This is a genomic window from Lentisphaera profundi (assembly GCF_028728065.1).
In the GTDB taxonomy this organism is placed as follows: Bacteria; Verrucomicrobiota; Lentisphaeria; order Lentisphaerales; family Lentisphaeraceae; genus Lentisphaera; species Lentisphaera profundi.
In genome coordinates, this window is the sequence record NZ_CP117812.1 from 89,331 (window position 1) to 110,470 (window position 21,140).

Here is a 21,140-nt window from a genome sequence, read left to right on the forward strand (position 1 = left end):
AGCTCATGGTGCAAGGGCTTCTACGTGGCCGTCGCCGAAGAGGGCGTTGAGTTTTTCTCCGCTTTTGTGAACTTGGGTATCGCCAAATTGGTCGCCATCCATGGCAATGCGGGACGCGGGGCTTTCAATATCTGCGAATAAAGCGCTATTGATAGCGCTTGGGGTAATATAGACTTTTTTGTATTGAGGACATTTGCGTTTGGCAGGGCAGCTAAGGATCTCGGGTTCTAGTTCAAAGAGTCGGCTGATGGGGTCCGAACTTTGTAAATATCGATGTCCTGTATTGCTCGGCATTCTAGTTTCTGAACCATCGGAGAAATACATTATCATGGCGGTGCCAATTTGCTTGAGATTATTAGTACATCTTTTAGTATCTGAAAGCGTATGCATTCGCGGTCCTAGAGCAGGGATAACGGCAGCCATTAGAATTCCCAAAACACAAAAAGAAGCAATGATGACCAATAAATCAGTGCGAGTAAAAAAGCGTTTCATAAAATCTCCTTTGTTAAGGCTATTATACATTTTTATGAAGGCGAGCCATTAGAGGCTTTGTGAAAAGCAGGAGAATTATCGGTGAATAGCTGGGGTTGAGACCAAAACCACTGATTAGGCGTTCTGATCAGCGGGAAGTTCTACAGGCTTTATGAGTGCCGTTTTCTCTTTGGAGAATTTTAGTCCGAGGATGGATAAGCCGATCAGAATTATATCTAGGATAATACTTTGAGTATGGGATATTTTTAATGCACTGCCAAAGCAGCCACAACTTTGTTGTGAATCCAAAAAGAGAATAAAAATCAGGAAGCCAGTGGAGAGTATCAAGCTAATGAAATAGCCTGTGCGGCGGAAAGTTTTGAAGGCGAGGGCAAGGCAAATACTGAGTTCTAAGAGGGGAATATAGAAGCTCACAATCTCGATCAGGGCATTCACTTTAATAAAAGGCATGACTTCATTTACGTGGAGGTAGACGGCTTCAATATCATTGAGCTTAGTGATTGCGGAGAAGGCAAAAACCAAAATAAGGAGAGTCCGAATGATAAGCTCAATTCTCATGACTTGGCCCCAGCTCATTGAAATCAAACCAAGCTTGGTAACCATCCTTCAGGTAGAAAGTATTCTCATAATTCAGTTCTTCGCGAATGCGTTTTGAGAAATGACGACTAAAGCTACAGCGCTTATTACAGTAGACTAAAATGAGAGGACGCTTGAGCGCATGATTGTTAATATGCTCTTGGACCTTTGGCAAGACATTAGCGTGCTGAGCATGATCAATATGTGCTTGCTTATATTCTTCGAGACTTCGAGCATCAATAATGAGGTAATTATTTAAGTCAATACTTTTGATATCGAGAGCATAAGCATCGGGTGATTTCACTTTGATGAGTGCGGCCAAAGCCACACTTATAAAGAGCGGAAGCAAAAGAACGAAGAGAATTTTTTTCATAGAAGAGACGAACTGATTAAATCAAGATACTTCATTATAGCTAATGAACTTCTATTAAGCAATTGAGTGACTCTTCAAAAACTAAAAAACTGTGGTGTCTATTATTTGTACTTTTAATAGGCGCCTTTGCAGGACAAAACCGCCGGAATAGTCAGAGCCATTAGTTTGATGTCCAGAAATATATTACACTCTGCTATATAGGTATAATCCATAAAGACTTGTTCTTTAAAAGGAATATCGCCTCGACCGCTCACTTGCCATATACAGGTGAGACCAGGCTTTACACTTAAACGTCTATTTTCAAAAAAAGAATACTGAGCGACTTCATCAAGTGTAGCAGGACGTGGACCTACAAGACTTAAGTCACCTTTGAGAACGAGAAAGAATTGAGGAAGTTCATCGATACTGAGTTTGCGAATATAGCGACCAATGGGTGTGATACGCGGGTCTTTTTTCATTTTGAAGGTGATGGAATCACCATGATCATTTTGGTCCATCAGTGCTGCTTTGCGTTCTTCTGCATCAGCATACATAGATCTGAACTTTGGAAACATCATGGTTTTACCCTTTAAGCCAGCACGTTTTTGCCAGAAAAGAATTGCCCCAGACGAAGTGAGCTTTATAATTAAGGCAGTTCCAATAAGTACTGGGCTCAGTATTAAAATCGCAAGAGTAGAAAAAACTATATCTATCAATCGTTTGATAATTGAATAAGTAGTCTGTTTAATATTATTGCGATGGTCATGATGGTCATGATGGTCATGATGGTCAAAAATAACTTTTGTTAATTGCATGTTAATCTCCGTTGATTGTTTGGAGATTAATAACAAAAGATAGTGAAGATAATCTGCATTAATCCTTAAGCTATTTATGCTAAGTACTTTATAAAAATATTAATATTAAGGAATGATTAATAATTAGCCATAAGATGCGGATTAAGTTACATTAAAGTGTGCGGATAAATGATCATTTTTTAAAATCAGCAGGTTTAATATCGTATTTTTTCATTTTGTCATAGAGAGTTTTACGTGGAACATCTAAGGAGGCACAAGTATTCACAACAGAACCACCTTGCGCAGTTAATTCATTTTCGATAAGGTGTTTCTCATAGAGGCCTACTTTATCGGCAATGCTGGAGGTTTCAGGACTAGAAAAACTACTTATATACGTGCTGTCAGTGTTATTTTGCTCTACTTGTAGGTCTTCGCTAAGCATACCTGTTATCACATAGCGTTCAGCCGTATTACGTAATTCTCTAACGTTACCAGGCCAATCATAAGCAATTAGCTTATTGAGAATATCTTGAGATACGTCGATAAGCTCTCGTTGATACTGGGTGCAAAATTGAAAGAGGAAATGTTTGAAAAGTAGAGGGATATCTTCTGGACGATCTTTGAGCGAGGGGATTTTTATAGGAATGACATTGAGGCGATAATATAAATCTTCACGAAATCCCCCTTTGTCAACGACCTGTTTGAGTGGGACTTGTGAAGCAGCAATAACCCTGACATCGACCGAAATAAGTTTATTACTTCCGACTTTTTCAATCACTCGTTCTTCAAGAAAACGCAAAAGCTTTACTTGCATGCTCATGGGCATTGAATTGACTTCGTCTAAAAAAAGAGTTCCACCATGACACTCTTCAAATTTTCCTTTACGTGAAGATACCGCCCCAGTAAAGGCCCCCGCTTCGTGACCAAAAAGCTCTGAATCCATAAGGTTTTCAGGGATAGCACCACAATTTATAGCGGTGAATTTGTTGTCTTTACGTGCAGATGAATCATGAATATAATTAGATATAACTTCCTTCCCTGCACCCGTTTCTCCAATAAGCATAATATTAGCATCTGAGAGAGCAATAGTCTTTAAGGTGTCTTTTAAGCGTAGCATAGAAGATGCTTGAGCAATAAATTCTTTAGCGCCAGATTTTTTCTTAATTTGTAGACGTAGAGTTTTATTTTCGATACTTAATTGGCGTTTCTCTAAAGCTCTATTGGCAGAGCTTATGAGATATTCTTTAGAGAGGGGTTTTTCCAGGAAATCATAAGCACCTGAACGTAGCGCTTTAAGAACATTTTCAACTTCACCATTACCGGTAAGAACAATGACCGGAATCCCCTCATCTATTTTTTTTACTCTATCCAGAACTTCAAAGCCATCGATGAGCGGCATATGGAGGTCGGTAACAATAATTCCTTGCCAACCAGCTTGGATCTCAGCTAGCATTTCGAGGGGTTCAGAAAAAGTTTTAATTTTAAAAGTGGTTTTGCGCATGATTAATTTCATCGCATGTAAAAAGTTTTTATCGTCGTCTACAAAATAGATTTCCTTACTCACGTGTGTACTCCTACTTGATTGGCTCACATTATAGTAAAAGCTTCACCTTATTGAAACAATTATTTATGCGAAAAATCACACAAAAAAAGAGGCGGAATGATATATTTATGAAGTTTTAGATGATTTTATCGAGTTTTATTTATGTTTTAGAGAAATGAAGTGCCTTATTGAATAATCAATTAGCTGAAAAATTTATTGAGGAATTATATTTCTTTACTTTGAGTAAAACTATTAATTTTTATTTATTAAAAATAGTCGAGTACAAAAGAACGTTAATGTGAGGGGAGAGTCTAGGTAATGAAAATAAGTTTTTATACGACCATGCTAGTATTATCCTGCATGTGTGTGGGTTTCACGGCCGTGGGCATTGTTTTTTTTAGAGGGGAGTTAATCCATGTTCAGCAGCAGAAGCTGCAGTTACTCCAACAAGACAAAGTTCAAACAGATGAAGCGTTAATCTTTATTAATCAATGGAAGCGCACTCTAGATTTATATTTAATGAAACATGAGCCCTATTTACACAAGAGTTTAAAGGAGCAGGTGAATGCCATTAAATATATAAACCAGCAGTATGTGGGAAGCGATAATATTCGTTTAGTAAGTGCACGAATTGAACAGGTCATGCACCTATGCTCCAAAAAAATGAGTACTGATGCAGAATGGAAAATTTTAAGTATAGCAAGTGGAAAATTAACACTAGATCTAGAAGGAAGTGTTCAAGCTTTGCAAAAAAAATTACGGACTCAGATAAATGAAAAAAGGCTTTATATTAGTTCCTTACAGAAACAGTTTTCACTCACTGTTTATGTATGCCCCACACTCTTTATCGCATTTTCATTAATTATGCTAAAGTGGGCCAATCGAACAGTAGTACAACCGATTAAAGACCTCACTGAATTGGCACGCAAAGGAGAGATTAGTCAAGAAAAGTTTTCCTATAAAAAACCAGTAGAAGTCGATCACTTAGTGGATAGCTTAAACGAGTATATACGCGAACTCATTGAGGTGAAAGATCAAGCTTGGCAAGAAATGCGACAAAACGAGTATGCTAATGCTCGAATGAGTAATATTATGGAAACGGCTGCGGATGCCATTATTTGTACAAGTTCTTCGGGTGATATTATTCAAATGAACGCATCATTTCGACGTTTAACGTTCTTGACGGATGATTATCCAGGCGAATTGCGTTGTGAATTTTTTTTACCGAATTTTAGATTGTCAGATTATAGCGAAGATATAATGGAAACATTTGTAAGTGTTGAACAAACTGTCCTCAAAAACACCAATGGTGAAGATATACCTATTGAGCTTTCAGTAAGTCATTTTACATACGAAGAAGTGATGTATTTCACCTTAGTTATCAGAGATATACGCGAACGAGAACGGATGCAGCAACAAATTCTTCAAGCCCAAAAAATGGAATCTGTGGGGACTTTGGCTGCTGGTATTGCGCATGAGATTAATACCCCTACTCAGTACATTCGAAATTATTGTATTTTCTTGCAAGATGCCTTCAATGATTTAGCGAAATATGTTAAAATGACTCAAGAACATCCCACAAGTCAAGTACTGAAAAAATTAGAAGAAGACATCGAGCTCGATTTTTTAATGGAGGAAATACCGAAAGCGCTTAAAGGTAGTGAAGAGGGTTTAGGGAAAGTCAGTGTCATTGTCAAATCCATGAAGGTCATGTCTCATCCTTCTAAAAGTGAAAAAGTCAGTTACGATATAAATACTTTATTAAAAGAAGCTGTTATTCTTTCTAGAAATCAGTGGAAACAATTTGCAGAAATCAAATATATTTTAGACGAAAATATTCATGAGGTCATGTGTTATCCAGGCTTACTTTCACAGACCTTTATTAATATTATTGTGAATGCAGCTCAAGCAATCGAAGAGCAAATTAAAACTCAAACTTTTGAAACATTGGGTGTGATTACAATTAGAACGACCATGAAGAAGCGAAACGTCATGATTAAAATTTCGGATACAGGAATTGGGGTTAAAGATAGTATTCGGACGAAAATTTTCGATCCCTTTTTCACAACTAAAGAAGTAGGAGTGGGAACCGGTCAGGGCTTGGCGTTGTCTCATGACCTTATAGTTGGTAAACATGGAGGAAGTATAAGTTTTGACTCAAATCCGGGACTTGGTTGTAGCTTTATAATCCTACTGCCTTATACACTGTCTTAGAAACTAGGCATTGAGAGGCAAAGTTTTTGTTGTTGAATATCGTTAATTACGAGTGAAATGGTATCATGGGAGAAATGCACAGCATCTTGCTCATCAACATGTTCAAATGCAATCTTACAAACTTTATTTATTTCTCTTGGACATCCTAAGGAAAAACCATAAATCATGTCTACAGATTCTTGATCGATACTGACTTCCTTATTTATTTTATTCATCCTAAAGCGAATATAGGATTCGATTTGATCAGCCTCTAGGTAAGGTAGGAAATACATTAAACCGACACGTTGAGCTACTGTAGGACATTGCATGAGAGTTTGATTGAATTCTGGTTGGCCACATAGAATGAGCGATACACCAGATGAATTTTGAGTGCTATTAGTAAGACATTTAAGGTTCCTAAGGCAGTCAACTGAAATCATTTGGCACTCATCAAGCATGATGATCAGGTGACGTCCTGTAGCAATGATTGTCTCATGCATGATTTTTTCGAATTCACTCAAAAGCAGATAACGATCCATCTTAAGTTCAATAGTCTTATGCACGCCGCTTAACTGAAAAATAATGGTATCTAAAATGGCCTCAAAGGAAATATTTGAACTGGGGATATAGACTAATTTATAAGAATAATCAATCATTTGCCCAAGGGTCTTACAGAGTAAGGTTTTCCCGGAACCGATTTTTCCCGTAATGACACCAATATTAATACCTCGATCAGTACAGATATACTGCAGGCGCGAAATAGCTTCGGCATGTTGGGGGCTTTCAAAAAAACAAGAGGGCGTAGGGTCGGTTTCGAAAGCGCAATTTTTTTTGTGCATAAATGGTTTCATTATTATCTCATTATCAATATTTGATAGTTAATCTAGAATACGCAATGCCAACTTACTAAAGTATTTCTTAAGTAGTTGTAGCAGTAGTACTTAAAGGTTCTTTTTTAATGTGATGAATGGCAACGATGATTGAGCATATTATGATCATTAAAAAATATTGTGGACTTTGGCGATAGCCTAATTGAAGCATGCTTTGAAAATGGAGTACTAAACTTGCACCAAGACATGCAGTACTCACTGTATAGAGGTATTTATCTTTACGAGTTTTTATTAGATTTAAAAATGCCATCCAATAAAGTCTTATCCATATAATGGCAAAAGCGATTAAACCAGGGTAACCCAATTCACCTAGGTTAATGAACCAAAGATTATGGGGAGGAGTTCCGGGAGGCAGTTGTTCATCGACTTGTCGTGCATATTTTAACCATGACCATGCTGAAAAATTTCCTATACCTACACCAAAAACATTTTCTGCGGCCATGAGTTTAGCTTTTTTATTGTATTTCCCCCGATAAGTCATGTCTTCGCTCGCATCCTGTTTGTTGAAGAAACGATTGATAAGGGTGTCGGAAGATATAAATAAAATGATCGCTGTAAAGAAGAGGCCTATAGAGAGCAGGATAATATTTTTTAGGCTAAATATTCGGCGACAAAGAAAGAATAAACAGCAGGCTATACCAAGGGCCATTGCCACTAGTCCACCACGAGAAACCGTTAAAATGACACACAGTCCACAGCACGCGACAAGAAATGAATAAACAAAAGATGATAACCACGACTTAGCATAAAGTATTAAAGGGAAAAATAGAGTGCCTAGCATGGCCATGTAAGTGGAAAACGAATTGGCATGACCCAAATTTGTTTTAATGCGGTGGAATCCAAAAATATAGCGATCCCTGAGAGCTAAAAGGGTGAGATAAATAACAGTTAATAGCAAACCCATATAAATAATTTTGATATACTCTGGGTTCTGGAGGTAGTTAACTAATATCCAAAAGAGAAAGAGACCTCGAAGAATTTTACTTATCTCAAAAAGTGGATAAAGCCATAATTCGAATTGAGCATAAGGAGGTGGATATATAGTATATTTATTAGTGACTACGGGATCTGGTACAGGTAAATTTTGACAATTAAGAGCCCAGGAAATTAGCGCAATTAAAAGATAAAATAGGTAGGGACAAGTAAGTGCGGGAAGCAATATACGTTTATTTTCCTTCCAATTTATAAGTAAATTTCCTGCAAGAGTTAGAGCACAAATATCAATTAAACTTAGTTCAAAGCCACGAGTCGAAGCTCGATAGAATTCACGAGAAAAGAAATTTATACCAAATTTATCAGGTTCACAACTCGACCATATCAGGAGCATGAAGTATAGCTTTGGTATAAGTTTGTGGACTTGACAAAGAAAGACTCCAATCGGAACTCCTGCGAAAAGAATAAAGAAGAAAATTATGTATTTATATTCCGACAATTAGGACTCTCTTAAACCGCTAGGTTTTGATGGCTCACAAAGCTTTCTGCTTTGTCTAGTAAATGGTTTACGAGTCGCTCGATATAATTATCGAAATTGTATTTTGTATTTACAAATTCCCGACCAGATGCGCCTAATTTCCTCACAAGCTTTTTGTTATTAAGCATGAGCTCAATTTTTTCGGCCATTTTCTCAATATTCATCCAGGGAATTAAGTATCCACTTTGATCATTAATGAGCCAATCTTTAATTCCACCTGCATCGAAACCAATGACAGGTAAACCATGGCGAAGAAATTCTAAGCCAACAGTGGCAATAGGTTCAGGCCAAACTGATGGTACAGCACCAAAAAGAGCTGAACCATAAATAGCCGATAATTCTTCTTGGCTCACAAAGCCCTTAAAGATGATTTTATCTTCCATTTTTAAGCTACGTACAAGTTCTTGACAGTATTGCTTATGAGAGCCGCTACCAAATACATAGAGTTTAAAATTTGTTTTCACAAGAGCAAGAGCATTGATGAGGCAATCGAGGCCTTTTCCACGAATAATTTGAGTAGCAAAGATAATGATATTTTCATCACTATATGAATTTATGGGAAGATCATTTTTGGGGAGAGGTACAGGAGGGAAAATCTTAATTTTACTTTTGTGGAAGCCCTGTGTTATTAATTCTTGTTTCATATACTCACTGACGACAAATACTTCATCGAAGGATTTATTAATTTTGATTTGTTGCATTTGTTTGCTGTAGCTGCGCCAGACAAGTCGACTAGATTCTCCTTGTCTTTCTCTATTCAGAGAAGCGCCACAGGGAATCAGACAGGCTATACCGGCTTTTTTAGTGCAAATTTTTCTACTAATTGGATTATATTTATAACTTCTCATACAGTACATATCGTGATCGTGCTGCATACGTATAAGAGGGCAACCAAAATCACGAAAAGCCTGTAGCATACCAATATTCATACATTTATGTACGTAGATCATTTGAGGTTGGATTTGTTGGAGTATTTTCCAAGTTTCACTATAGGCACGATGAGCTTTTTCTTCGAAATCATACTGGATCTTTTCTTTGATAACACTTTCAAGCTCTTGGCTATCTTTACCGGTATCTTCGTTATAGAGGAAGCTGACTGCCATTTTTTTTGCGATGTAGGGGAGGGTTACATATATATGTTGTTCAGCACCTGAATAACGGCCGAATCGTTCATTGACTAAAAGTATAGATTTCATAAGATTGTTCTCCTAGTTTATTAGAGGTGAAAGCGCGTTTCACGAAGTTTCATAGCATTTAAATCTTGAGCAATTTTTTTACTTTTGGTATCGGACCAAAGTGATTGTAAATGACTATTTTTAATTTTTTGATTACTCACGAAAACCACAGCAATATCGACCAACCATGCACAAATCACGGGGATGATCATTTTTAATTTTCCCTTAAAAGATAATCGTGTGAGTCTTTTAAATCGAACTGATAGGGCACCAGAGTAAATGTACCATTTTTTGCCTTGGGCAAAATAAATAAGCATCTCTTCTTTGAGCCATTCAGGATTTTCTAAGGCACGTTTTTTTACAGCTTGAATGGCATTATCATTAATGAGATCATTTTTAATGATTTCTTTAAAAATTCTCCATAAAGAAAAACCTACAGTTTGGCGCACTTGATTATTGAAGTAATCTTTCACACCAGTGTAAGCTTCAAAAATATGACTGATGTGGCGCAGGCTAATGATTTTTGAATCATCTACTGAGTGCTTCAAGCCACCTGTACACGCCATGAATTTAATATAGGTGTCATCGATCAAAACTTCTGGTGGGATATAAATTTGTTTGAGGAAATCTGCGCGTGCACAGTAAAGTTGACCACAAAGTTGTGATGTCCCTTTTTGGGTTATTTTTGAAAAGGCTAGAGAAGTAAAATTACGTAAACCCTTGTGCGCTTTAAGACTGATATCTTTGATGGGTAGGTCACTAGAAATTAAGGCTTCAGAGTTACGTTCGAGTGCGTCAATTAAAGTTGAAAAATTATGGTTTTGTTGAATAATGATATCGCCATCCATACAGATGATATAGTCGTAATCAGGATCGGAGTAGAGATGGATGAGATCATTCCACGCAGCAATTTTTCCAGGCTCTTCTTTGCTTACAACTCTATAGGTAAAATTCAAATGAAGTCGTTTAAACTCCCGCAGCAGGAATTCAGCAATTGCCGCACTGTTATCGCTACAAGCATTCGCAACTATGATCATTTCAATTTTATCTTGTGTATGATTAAAAATATCTTGTGTGAAAACAGTTTTTAGTGTATCAGCTATGATATCTTCTTCATTATGAATGAGCATGCCAATAAGTATTTTCATAAAACTTCCCTTTTTTTGATTTAATCAAATGCTTATATGATGCCAAGGATAAAAGTATTTATGTAAATAGCTTGTTTGTATATATTTATGAATATTTATGAATATTAATGAGCGAGTTTCTTGTAATCATGTAACAAAATTGTTACATGATTATGTGAATTTCCATCTGGATGTTTAGTCTGTATTGACTTGGATTTCTGGAAGGATTGGAATAAAATCTTTTTCTAGCTGGGTACAGTTATCAGACCAAGTAATATAAAGTAACCAAGGAAGCTGTTTCCCTTGAAGTTGAGCCATCGTATTATGAGCGATAAATTCACTGTAAGTAGCGCATGTGAAGTCATCGCTTTGGAACCAATAGATGAATTCACGACTTAATCCTTCTTGCTTAAGTTTAAGTTTAGTGACGTTTAAATCTGAAAATTTCGTATTACTATACTGAATTTGTTGGCGTGAACTTACCTCCCAACCGATACCAAATTGGCAGTATTCAGGAGTGTGTATATTTTTAGAATCACCTTCGGATGAAATAATCATGAGTCCGGCACTTTCGGAACCTTTGGTATAGATTCTTTTTATGAGTTCCTGGTCATTTACTTCTAGGTCAAAACCTTCCCAATTATTTAATATGTAAGGGTAGTAAAAGGATTGAGTCACTAATGGCACAGGAGATTTACGTGAGCTGTAGAGTTGAATTCCAAAAAGAAAACAAGTAGCAACAAGAATGTACTTGTAGCAAATAAATGGTAAGGGGCGTGTACATGTATATTTAATGGTTTTAGTTCTACTCAATACAAATGAACTGAGTAGAACTGCGATGATAAATTTACTAATAAGGACATGATCTAGACTTAAGTTAAACATTTCCATTACTTGTTCATTAGTTTTTGGGTAAGCCATGAAAATTATGAACAGTAAAGGAGTCTTTTTTAAACTATTTTGAAAACCGTATTCAATAGTATTAAAGCTATGAAGACTGACTAAAAAACAAAAGCCTAGAATATAATTATTCATGCTGAATAATTGAATAAGACTGGTGATGGCAAGAATAAAGATCATCATTAGAATGCCACTAAGATAGTCACTATGATTTTTCGAGCTTTTAAAAGCCAAAAAGGCATAAATACCAATGCCCCAGATGAAAAAAAGAAATGAAGCGGTGTCATTTTGGTTATAAATGGTTCCCTTCCAATCGCGTATGCAAGCAGTGAAAAATGGAAGCATAACTAGGCATGTCATTAGTATGGCAGGGTACAATAAGTTTATTTTAAATGTAGCTTGCTTAAGCGATATCATGAGTTCTAAAATTTTTGTAAGCATATATATATTGATCGCAAAAAAAACTAGCCCAATAATGGTATGAAGTAGGGTGTCTGCATGAATAATAGAACCGCTTAGATAACTGAGTCCAACTAAGGCAGAGACGCGGATGCTATTAACGAATACGGCCAGAGGAATACTAAGCATGATAAATATAAACTTACTCAATCCCGTTAATTTTTTACTCGCAATAGCCAGTATACATGAAGAGATTAAACTAATCTTTATACTCTTTGATCCATTGCATGCGGGAATGATATCGAATGACATATTTCCCACTTCAAGAATCGTAAATTGACGTTCGATATCCATTCCCAAATAAGAGAGGAAATATTCAGAAAAAATAGCAGAAATAAGCCTTAACTGAGTTCCCCATAGTTGATCAAATACTTCTCCAAAATATAAAACAATAAGGAGGCAACTAGAGATAAGTACAGTCTTATGCACTAATGATTTTGTGAACAATGTCTGAGCCATTGGAGAACCTCATCTTTTTGATTATTGTGCCAAACTAAAGTACGGTCAGTGAGTAGTCGTGTTAGAATTTCTTCAGTTTTTTTGAGAGAGGAAGACTCATAAATTTTTGCGAGCATAAGCTGGTTTGAAATGGATAGAGAATCTTGCTGCTCAAGTAATTTTTGTAGTTTCTCCCATTTTTCTAAACGACTGAGTACTTTTATGAGTGTGTCTAGAGTTTGAGTTTGAGGAAGTTTTTGATAGTTACTTTCGGCATGTATTAATACAGTGGAGAATTGTGCATTAGGGAGTTCTAAAATAGCAGATATATAATTATTAGAGATGATTATGTTTGAAGGTTGAAGTGCGAGAGCTTGTTTATAGCATTCTGCAGCTTGATCATACTGCTGTTCACGAAAAGAGATATCTCCTAATATTCTCCAGTTTTGTAGAGCTTGGTCACATTGACTTATAAGTTGATTTCTTTTATCAAAATCTTTCATTTGATGAAGACAAATTATTTTATAGGTCAGTGTCTTTCGATCAGTTAAGTGGTTTATTTTTTGCAGAGCCTCAGAATATTTATTATTTTTAATAAGTCTTAGGCTTTCGAATCTAAGTAATTCGAGATCAGTAAATTTATCTCCATGCAGCGTGAGTAATTTTTGCCAAGACTCGATTTGGCTGGCAGCCATATTTTGCTTGAGTTGAGAACTAATGATTTTTTTATGTAATTGAGGGTCATCAACTTTTACCATATATTCTTGAGCTTGCTTTAAGTCATTTAAGTGAAAATAAAGTTCAGTTAAAGCACGGTGAATAGCCTGGTCTCGAGCGATTTGGAGTTTCTCTATTTGCTGTACAGTTTGTCGGAGCAGAGCTTTATTTTCACTCGTAGGCAATTTACTATAAATATCCATAACCGCAGCCGCTTTGATGAGTAGTGGAGCCTTACGATTACCATAACTCATGATGACCTCCTGGGAGTATTTTAGTGCTTGAGGGAAAAGTTTTAGTTCCAAAGCTTTACTTGCCAAAATGAGTAAGGCCTGCAGATCTTTTTCTTTCCTTAAGGGAATTAGTATTTCCTCCATTTTCTTAAACTCTTTATTCTCAGCGGCAAGTCGTGCTAAAAGCAGTAAGGCACTCTTTCTTGTGGATGAAAACAACAAAGCTTTTTTTAGTGAATTTTTAGAAGTATTAATTTGGCCTTGTTCATAATCGATAAGTGCCAGTTCAATCAAAGCTTGTGGAAGTCCTGCCGCTCCAAGTCGGGTGAAAACTTGCTTGGCTTTAGTAGGATCATTTTTGCGGATGAGACAAGCGGAAATAAATTCCTTTTCTTGTTTAGAAATACTTGCTTTTTGAATGATTTCTAAAGCACTGTGGATGTTCCCATCATTAATTGCTTCTTCAAATTTCTTATTTAAATGAAGCATTGGTGTTAGCGAATTATTTTTGGTGAATAGAGTTGTTAATGAAGTCGAGCTTGGTTTCCCCAGTTCTTGACGATTGAATTGATATAAATTTATAGAGGCATCGCTGATAGAATTTTGATGAAGTTGTTCGATGACTTTTAAGGCACTGAGGTGTTGCCCTTCAAGAGTTAAAATTTGAGCATTATTAAAAAGGTATAGAGGCGAATTAAGAAAACCCAGATGTAGACCTTCTATTTGTTCAATGTGTCTATTAAACTCCGCGGCTTTAATAGAATTTGACGCGGCACTAAATTGTTTTTTACTTATGTAGTAACGGCTACTTAGGTAGCGACTTACGAGGTGAGATGATGAGGGTGTTGGGAATAGAGTATTAGAATCTTTTTGACTTGAGATAAAATTCTGATAAAATACGATTTCTTTTTCGATAGTTTTTTGGTCAATAAAAAGGCGAAAGTATTGACTACGGCCGGAGATATCAAAAATAGCTTGACAATCTTGTTTTGCCGCCATAAGGATATCATCAATATAAGTATTCTTGGGCTGTGAGATTAATCGAGAAATAAATAAATACATACGTGCATTGTAAGCACAGGCCAGCTCGCTAACTTCAAGCTCTTTACTAAAGATCATGGGCGCGATGATTTCTTGTACTTTATGATAGTCACCACCAATAAAGTTCATAAGTGCGACTTTAAGTTGCCATTCTTTATTTTCAGGAAAGCGCTGAGATACGTGCTCAAGAATTGTCTTAAGTGAAGTTTTATCAGCTTTAATAAAGTGCAGCGAATACAATAAATTTAGAGATTGAAAATTCATTTGATTCAAGTCTTGCTGCAATAAAAATTTCAGAGCTTTGTCGTATTTAAATTCACTGATATAGCTCCTCGCTATATACAGTTCACTAAGTTCATGTGAACTTTTTCTCCAGCATTCGCGAGCTTTACTTTTTTTACCCATATCGAAATAAATCATACCCAATTTAAATTGAGGAAAAATCCTTTGAGGTAATGAGTCGATATAGTTTAAGGAAGCATCAGTTATTTTAGTTTTGGAGACTAAGTCACTGAGAACATAAATAGCCTTAAGTCTTTTTCTTGAGTTGATGTTTTCATTCATTTTATTAAAGATTTCTTTTGTGGCACTAAGGTTGAGTTCCTTATCATTAATATGATCTAGATAGTCAATAGCTTTCAAGTTTGACTTATTTACTTTGGGTAACTTTTTCTCTATGGGTTTATCATTCATCATGAATAATAATCCGCCTCCAGAACTGAGTAGTAGAAAAGTAATAATAAGAATACGCATAATTTAACCTACAAACACGTTTGATTTTTCTTGCTGTAATTTTTTGTAGAGAATAAATCCTGCAATAATAATCAGTAAATAAAACTCTGGCTCAGGTGCCCCTGCTGGAGCGATGGGGACCTTTGAAAAAGATCCTGCTTCAAGGAAAACAGCGGAATCCCACAAGGTATCACCTGCGTCAGCAATGGCTAATTTTAGATGATACGTTTCCCCTGCATTCAATCCGGTAAGTTTGGCGGTAAAAGTATTAGTGAAACCATCGAAAGAAAAATCAAAATCTTGATTGTTATTTGGATCATGATGAGAGTCATTATTATTAAAAAAATCTTCATTAGTATTATGATTGATACTATTAATTGCGACAATATCATCTTCGCCGGGAACTAGAGCATAGTTCTCACCATTGATAAAAAAACCAAAAGTATCATTATAAGAACTGCCCACCCACTCAGTGTACTCCTCTGATGCAAAGGCATAATTAAAGTAGGCACTATCTCCTTGAGTGGTGAAATCCATTTCAATACTGGTGGCATCGTATGTGCTATAACCCGGGATAAGGGAATTTAAATCACTATCACCGCCGGTATTTAATCTGCCTGATGTACGACTGGATGAATTAACAGAGTCAATAGTATTGACATAGCCAGTCGAAAGAACAATACCGCTGTCCATGCCTAAACCAGCATCCAGACCATTGCTGAAGTAGCCTAGAGCTCGACTGTCTCCATTGTAAGATATATTAGAAACCTGAACTCCTGGATCGATGTAGGCTTGTTCATCTATAAGTGAGTTTACGAGATTGTCGATGTTATCAAAGCTATCTATGATGATTTCAGCTTGTAGTTGAATGTTGCTCAGTAGTAATAGGGTGATGAATGTTTTCATTTTGGTTTACCTTACGTTTTTTAGATTGCAAGTATAAAGCAATTAGTGATCCTTTTTTATCCGACATAGTCATAAGTATTTTATAATAAGTATTTAATATTTTATTTATTATTTTAATATTACATATTTGTGCGTTGTTTGTTGTATATATTGTTACTTTTATCACCCTTTATCATTAGTCGAAAATAGCTATATTTGACTATTATTGTGATGGGGTAGAAAAGGTGTATTACAATGGGTAAATATGGTGACAAGATTTATTTTGACACAAAACTAGCAGTGAAATAAAGTTTTAAATTCTTGTTTATTAAGTCTTTATGATTTTATGATGAGTCTATGCCTATTGTTTGCTGATACTTCGCCAAACAATCTGGAGTAAAAGATATGACTATTAACAAAATCGCTATTATTATGAGATCTAAAAATGAGCAACCCTACGTTAGGGAAGCGCTCGAGAATCTCTTAGCTCAGACCTATAACTCTTATAAACTATATAATGTTGATTCAGGATCTGATGATGGCACATTACAAGTGGTGAAAGCTTTTAGTGAGTCTGTAAAATGCATTGCCCCAGAAAATTATATCCCTGGAACAGTCCTAAACGATATGATTGAAGCTTGTGAAGAAGACGTGATCGTATTCTTAAATGCCGATGCAATTCCACAAAGTGTTGACTGGTTAAAAAATTTATTAGAACCCATTTTAAATAATAGAGCGGATGCGACTTTTAGTCGCCAACTCGCTAGAAAAGATGCTTTCTTCATTGTGAAAGATGACTATTCGAGGACCTATATCAATGAGAGCGATTCTTCACAGGACTATAAAAAATTTTCAGCAGTCGCGTGTGCATTTAAAAGAAAACTATGGGATGCAGTCAAGTTCTATGACGATGGTTATGCGGAAGATTTAGTATGGGCCATTCAGTGCCAACGCCAAGGCTTCCATTTTAAATATGTCCATGAAGCCGTGGTTCAGCATTCTCACAATTATACCATCAAGGGTTTATTCAGAAAAAAATTCCGACATGGGATCGTTTATTATCGTTTACAGATGCTTAAACCATCACTTTTATGGCAAGCTTATATCTGTTCACGAGAATTGACACGCGATGCTCTTAAAGCAATTAAAGGACTCAAATTAGCAGAGATTCCTTATAACATTTTATATCGAATGACGATACACATGGCGATTTACCGTGGTGTGAAATTGGCCGCAAGCAGAAAGGAGACAGAGCTATGAGTAAGTATACCGTAAATGCAGGAAATAAATTCGATTTATTAGTTGATCGTGATTTAGCCGCCATTATAAATCTTTGTTTAACCTCAAAATATGCAGCAAGTATTAAAGCGATTGTTCTTATGGGATCCTATGGTCGTGGAGAAGGCACTGCTTTTCAGACTGAACGTGGTTTAAGACCTTTTAATGATTACGATTTAGTCGTCGTAGGAAAATCCATGAACGAATGGAAACGCCGGAAAGTTCAAAAAGTATTTCATCAACTTGAACGAGAACTCACAAAAGATTTAGAAATCACGGTGGACTTATTTCTTCATACCGAAAATAGTCTAAAGCGTGCGGATGCAAGTTTAATGAATTACGAGATGAAATATGGCCACAAAGTTGTCTATGGAGATCCGCGAATATTGGAGCTGATGCCCAACTATAAATCTGTTGATCTCTCAGAAGCGACAAGATTACTTCTTAATAGAGGAAAATTATTACTTGATATTTCGACTCGCTTAAGAAGTGTGAACTCTTTCACAGAGAACGAATTACTCTTATATAAAAATATTTAAACAAAGTCATTCTCGCCATGGGTGATGCGGCGCTTATGGCATCGGGAATCAACAGCATTTATTACAAAAACAAAAGAGATCAGATTGAAGAAATAAATTCTTTCAAAAACCGCTCATGGATCATCGATGAGTATCAGCGTGCGGTGGCCTTTAAATTTATTGGTGATCGAGAGCTCTTACATGAAGATATGGAAGCCAGCTTCGATCAAATAAAAGAGCATTTTATCAAGTTCTATTTTGAGTTTGAGGGCATCCGTCTGAGTAAAGAAATCTCGGAATATAATAGTTATTATTCTGAAATGCTAATCCCTTGCTTCAAGCTCCCATTGACTAGTAAAATCAAGAATGTTTATTTAAATATACGTGGATTTGGACTGAGTGAACTACTCAATACCCATTGGCTAGGGAGACACCCCAGAGAACGTCTTTTTACAATATTCCCCCTCTTATTTAAAACACAATTAAGTGTGAGTGAATGTCGCTTAGTGAGTCGTCTAGAGGGCTGTACTCATAATGTGGAAAATTGTCTACAAACTTTTTATCAATTAAGGGAGAAGTACCTGTGAAAAAAGAAAAATTAGCCTTGTTTTTATTTATTGATGCCTTCGGCTGGGAAATCCTTAAGAAGCATTCGTTTTTTTTAGCGGATAAATTGAAATCGAAACAAAAACTAGAAACCGTCTTTGGCTATTCTAGTGCCTGTGATCCATCTATAATATCGGGTCGTAGTCCAAGTGAACACGGTCATTGGAACTCTTTTTATTATGCACCCAAAACTTGTCCATATAAGTGGTTAAAGTATTTGCGCTTCATGCCTGAAAAAATCATGAATCACCATAGAGTACGTTCAAAACTCAGTTCTTGGATTAAAAAAATTCATGGCTTCACTGGTTATTTCATGCTTTATAATGTGCCTTTTAAATATTTACCTCTTTTCGATTATGCAGAAAAAAATCGCATCTGGGAACCAGGTGGCCTAAATCAAGGTGAAAATATTTTCGATCAACTTTCAAAAAACAATCTGAGTTTTCATACTCATCACTATGGTCAGAGTGATGAAGTCAAAATTTCGAAATTAGAAGAAAAAATCAAGTCGAAAAATATTGACTTCGCTTATGTCTCGATGGGAGGACTCGATTCACTGATGCATAGCGTTGGCACGCAAGATGAAAAAGTCGAAAAGAAGGTGCGCTGGTATGATCAACGCTTACGTGAAACTCTGGAATTAGCAGAACAGAATTATGAAGATGTTAAGTTTCACGTTTTTACAGATCATGGTATGCACGACACGAAATCTACATACGATCTGCAAGCTGAAATCGCTAAATTGGATTTAATATACAATGAGGATTATGTAGCAGTCTATGATTCGACTATGGCGCGTTTTTGGTATTTAAATCAGAAAGGTAAAGAAACCATACAAAGCTTTCTCCAAGATTCAGCTCATGGTCGTACCTTGAGCGATGATGAATTAAAAGATCTTGGGGTGTATTTTGAAGATCGTAAGTTTGGTGAAGAGATCTTTATGATGAATTCTGGCGAGCAAATCTGTCCAAGTTATATGGGCGAGAAATTCACTCCAGGACTTCATGGCTATCACCCTTCAGATGCAGATTCCTATGCTCAGATTTGCGGTAATAGTGAGCCTCGTGATGACCTTAAATCTATTAAAGATATCTATAAGGTTATGATGGATCAAATGCACTGGCTCATGAAATAAGATGTCCGTAGCCTTCACACCTAAAGCTTTACGCTCTGTTCCTTACTTGCTATCAGCTAAGCTGGTAACGTTTGTGGTATACTTTTTTGTATCGGTGATGGTGGTCAAGGCTCTGAGTCCGGAAGATTATGGAATTTTGGCTTTGTCAAAAAACTTTGGACAATACATGGTGATAGTGTGTGCCTTAGGCCTCAATACCTGCATTTTACGTTATGTCCCAGAAATTGAAGTTAAAAGGGATTATCTAGGAATTAAAAGCTTTCTTATTCGAAGCTTGGGGTGTCAGTTTTTAAGTTGGTTACTCTGTATTGGTGTACTATACCTTGTTAAGGTATATATCTTTGAGTATCTAACAACGGATTCTCCTTTATTGTTAGAATTCATTTTTTTATGGATATTAGCTTGGGTAGTAAAAAATACCGTAACCGATAGTTTGACTGCTTTATTTGAAGTGAAAACAGTGGCATTTATTGCCCTGATACAATCAATTATGATATATTTTGCGGTTTGGTGGGTATGCTCAAATGATGTGAAAATTGAATATATTCTTGGTGTAGAACTCTTTGCTTTAGCTTTTACTTCTATGATTGGATTCATGCGATTGAGAAAGCGTTTAGCAGAGCCCGTTTGTGAGAAAAGTACTGAGAATAACCTTCCCGTGCAGAGAGTGCTTGCTTTGGCCACTCCTGTATGGTTTAATGGGCTGTTAAGATCACTCATGCTTCAGTATACTGAAGTGTTTATTTTAGCTTATTGTTTTTTACCAGAGATTGCCGGATTTTATGAATTAGGATACAGTTTACCTCTATTGGCGATCACCTTTATTCCCATGGCATTGCAGACACTTTTTTCTTCCGCTTTTGCGGAAGCTTATCAGCGAGATAAGACTTTGCTTCCGAAGATGGTTAGATCAATGTTCAAAGTTTTGATTCTCCTTTCCATTCCTTTGGCTTTTACAGGTTTTCTTTTTTCAGAGCAGCTGGTAGCAAAAATTTATGGTGAAGATATGAGTAGTGCAGGCTATGTAGCTAAATATTTTAGTCTTATACATATTTTACCTCTTATATCAATGCCACTCTCGATGGCGGTGACCACGCTTGAAAAAAATTCAAAAACCGTCGGCTTACTGATCCTACAGGTCACAATCAACATTGCTTTAGATATTATTTTGATTCCAAACTATGGCTTAAGTGGAGCTATAGCGGCCGTGATTTTAACTTTTTCTCTAACCATCCCCATTCGTTTATTAGTTATTCGTCGTCTGATAGGTGGTATTTGGTTTCCAGCTAAGTTTTTTCTAAAAATTATAGCGAGTTGTTTATTATTAGCGATTCCTTTCAGTTTTATCCCCCAATCAAATACTCTATTAGGTGATTTATCGCTGGCTATACTCTACCTAGCCTCATGTGCGGGAGTCCTACATATTACAGGAAGTACTCAAACTTTTCTAGAATTTCTAAGTAAAAAAAATCATTAATACGCATAAGTCCTTTGGTGTAACAAATAAGTGTATCACTGTGTGAAAAATGATAAACCAATGGGGATTAATGGTTTTTAATATTCTTAAGTCCTTTGTTTCAAGTAT

18 protein-coding genes are annotated in these 21,140 nt (G+C 36.2%); 6 read left to right on the plus strand and 12 right to left on the minus strand.

Translation table 11 applies throughout. From position 1 onward, the window contains the following. Positions 1 to 3: 3 nt before the first annotated feature. From PQO03_RS11875 to PQO03_RS11895, 5 genes are all read right to left on the minus strand, one after another. Positions 4 to 492 carry a hypothetical protein gene (locus PQO03_RS11875; RefSeq protein ID WP_274153408.1) on the minus strand — a complete coding sequence of 163 codons (489 nt, stop codon included), beginning with the start codon at positions 490 to 492 and terminating at the stop codon, positions 4 to 6. A gap of 114 nt (positions 493 to 606) precedes the next feature. Then, positions 607 to 1,050 carry a MauE/DoxX family redox-associated membrane protein gene (locus tag PQO03_RS11880; protein WP_274153409.1) on the minus strand — a complete coding sequence of 148 codons (444 nt, stop codon included), beginning with the start codon at positions 1,048 to 1,050 and terminating at the stop codon, positions 607 to 609. Further along, the gene (locus PQO03_RS11885; protein WP_274153410.1) at positions 1,040 to 1,441 is read right to left on the minus strand and encodes a rhodanese-like domain-containing protein; all 402 of its coding nucleotides are present in this window, start codon (positions 1,439 to 1,441) and stop codon (positions 1,040 to 1,042) included. The genes PQO03_RS11880 and PQO03_RS11885 overlap by 11 nt, the downstream gene beginning before the upstream one ends. Before the next feature lie 113 nt (positions 1,442 to 1,554). Next, complete coding sequence (locus PQO03_RS11890; protein ID WP_274153411.1) at positions 1,555 to 2,235, minus strand: sugar transferase; 681 nt, start codon at positions 2,233 to 2,235, stop codon at positions 1,555 to 1,557. A 172-nt stretch (positions 2,236 to 2,407) separates the two neighbouring features. Beyond that, positions 2,408 to 3,778, minus strand: a complete 1,371-nt coding sequence (locus PQO03_RS11895; protein WP_274153412.1) for a sigma-54-dependent transcriptional regulator — start codon at positions 3,776 to 3,778, stop codon at positions 2,408 to 2,410. 297 nt (positions 3,779 to 4,075) lie between these two features. Here PQO03_RS11895 and PQO03_RS11900 point away from each other — a divergent pair, with 297 nt between their 5' ends. Next, the gene (locus PQO03_RS11900) at positions 4,076 to 5,971 is read left to right on the plus strand and encodes a PAS domain-containing sensor histidine kinase (RefSeq protein WP_274153413.1); all 1,896 of its coding nucleotides are present in this window, start codon (positions 4,076 to 4,078) and stop codon (positions 5,969 to 5,971) included. Here PQO03_RS11900 and PQO03_RS11905 read toward each other — a convergent pair. From PQO03_RS11905 to PQO03_RS11935, 7 genes are all read right to left on the minus strand, one after another. Beyond that, positions 5,968 to 6,801: an ExeA family protein gene (locus PQO03_RS11905; RefSeq protein WP_274153414.1), complete on the minus strand. Its 834-nt coding sequence runs from the start codon at positions 6,799 to 6,801 to the stop codon at positions 5,968 to 5,970. The two genes, PQO03_RS11900 and PQO03_RS11905, sit on opposite strands and share 4 nt — an antisense overlap. A 67-nt stretch (positions 6,802 to 6,868) precedes the next feature. Further along, complete coding sequence (locus tag PQO03_RS11910; RefSeq protein WP_274153415.1) at positions 6,869 to 8,167, minus strand: O-antigen ligase family protein; 1,299 nt, start codon at positions 8,165 to 8,167, stop codon at positions 6,869 to 6,871. A 116-nt stretch (positions 8,168 to 8,283) separates the two neighbouring features. Then, entirely contained in the window at positions 8,284 to 9,507 is a 1,224-nt protein-coding gene (locus PQO03_RS11915; RefSeq protein WP_274153416.1) for a glycosyltransferase family 4 protein, read from the minus strand. 20 nt (positions 9,508 to 9,527) lie between these two features. Next, positions 9,528 to 10,634 (minus strand): glycosyltransferase family 2 protein, encoded by a 1,107-nt coding sequence (locus PQO03_RS11920; protein WP_274153417.1) that lies wholly within the window; start codon positions 10,632 to 10,634, stop codon positions 9,528 to 9,530. A gap of 174 nt (positions 10,635 to 10,808) precedes the next feature. Next, complete coding sequence (locus tag PQO03_RS11925) at positions 10,809 to 12,431, minus strand: exosortase/archaeosortase family protein (protein ID WP_274153418.1); 1,623 nt, start codon at positions 12,429 to 12,431, stop codon at positions 10,809 to 10,811. Beyond that, the gene (locus PQO03_RS11930) at positions 12,401 to 15,154 is read right to left on the minus strand and encodes a tetratricopeptide repeat protein (protein ID WP_274153419.1); all 2,754 of its coding nucleotides are present in this window, start codon (positions 15,152 to 15,154) and stop codon (positions 12,401 to 12,403) included. Before PQO03_RS11930 ends, PQO03_RS11925 begins: the two co-directional genes overlap by 31 nt. Before the next feature lie 3 nt (positions 15,155 to 15,157). Continuing rightward, positions 15,158 to 16,039, minus strand: coding sequence for a choice-of-anchor L domain-containing protein (locus tag PQO03_RS11935; protein ID WP_274153420.1), 882 nt, complete (start codon positions 16,037 to 16,039; stop codon positions 15,158 to 15,160). A 384-nt stretch (positions 16,040 to 16,423) separates the two neighbouring features. Between PQO03_RS11935 and PQO03_RS11940 the strand changes: the two genes are divergently transcribed. The 5 genes from PQO03_RS11940 to PQO03_RS11960 are packed head-to-tail and all read left to right on the plus strand — an operon-like array spanning position 16,424 to position 21,032. Next, positions 16,424 to 17,278: a glycosyltransferase family 2 protein gene (locus PQO03_RS11940; RefSeq protein WP_274153421.1), complete on the plus strand. Its 855-nt coding sequence runs from the start codon at positions 16,424 to 16,426 to the stop codon at positions 17,276 to 17,278. Beyond that, on the plus strand, positions 17,275 to 17,835 hold the full coding sequence (locus PQO03_RS11945; protein ID WP_274153422.1) for a nucleotidyltransferase domain-containing protein: 561 nt from the start codon (positions 17,275 to 17,277) through the stop codon (positions 17,833 to 17,835). The genes PQO03_RS11940 and PQO03_RS11945 overlap by 4 nt, the downstream gene beginning before the upstream one ends. A 17-nt stretch (positions 17,836 to 17,852) precedes the next feature. Then, complete coding sequence (locus PQO03_RS11950) at positions 17,853 to 18,401, plus strand: hypothetical protein (RefSeq protein WP_274153423.1); 549 nt, start codon at positions 17,853 to 17,855, stop codon at positions 18,399 to 18,401. After that, the gene (locus PQO03_RS11955; RefSeq protein WP_274153424.1) at positions 18,398 to 19,555 is read left to right on the plus strand and encodes an alkaline phosphatase family protein; all 1,158 of its coding nucleotides are present in this window, start codon (positions 18,398 to 18,400) and stop codon (positions 19,553 to 19,555) included. The genes PQO03_RS11950 and PQO03_RS11955 overlap by 4 nt, the downstream gene beginning before the upstream one ends. Position 19,556: 1 nt before the next feature. Then, the gene (locus PQO03_RS11960) at positions 19,557 to 21,032 is read left to right on the plus strand and encodes an oligosaccharide flippase family protein (RefSeq protein ID WP_274153425.1); all 1,476 of its coding nucleotides are present in this window, start codon (positions 19,557 to 19,559) and stop codon (positions 21,030 to 21,032) included. The last annotated feature ends 108 nt before the right edge of the window (positions 21,033 to 21,140 follow it).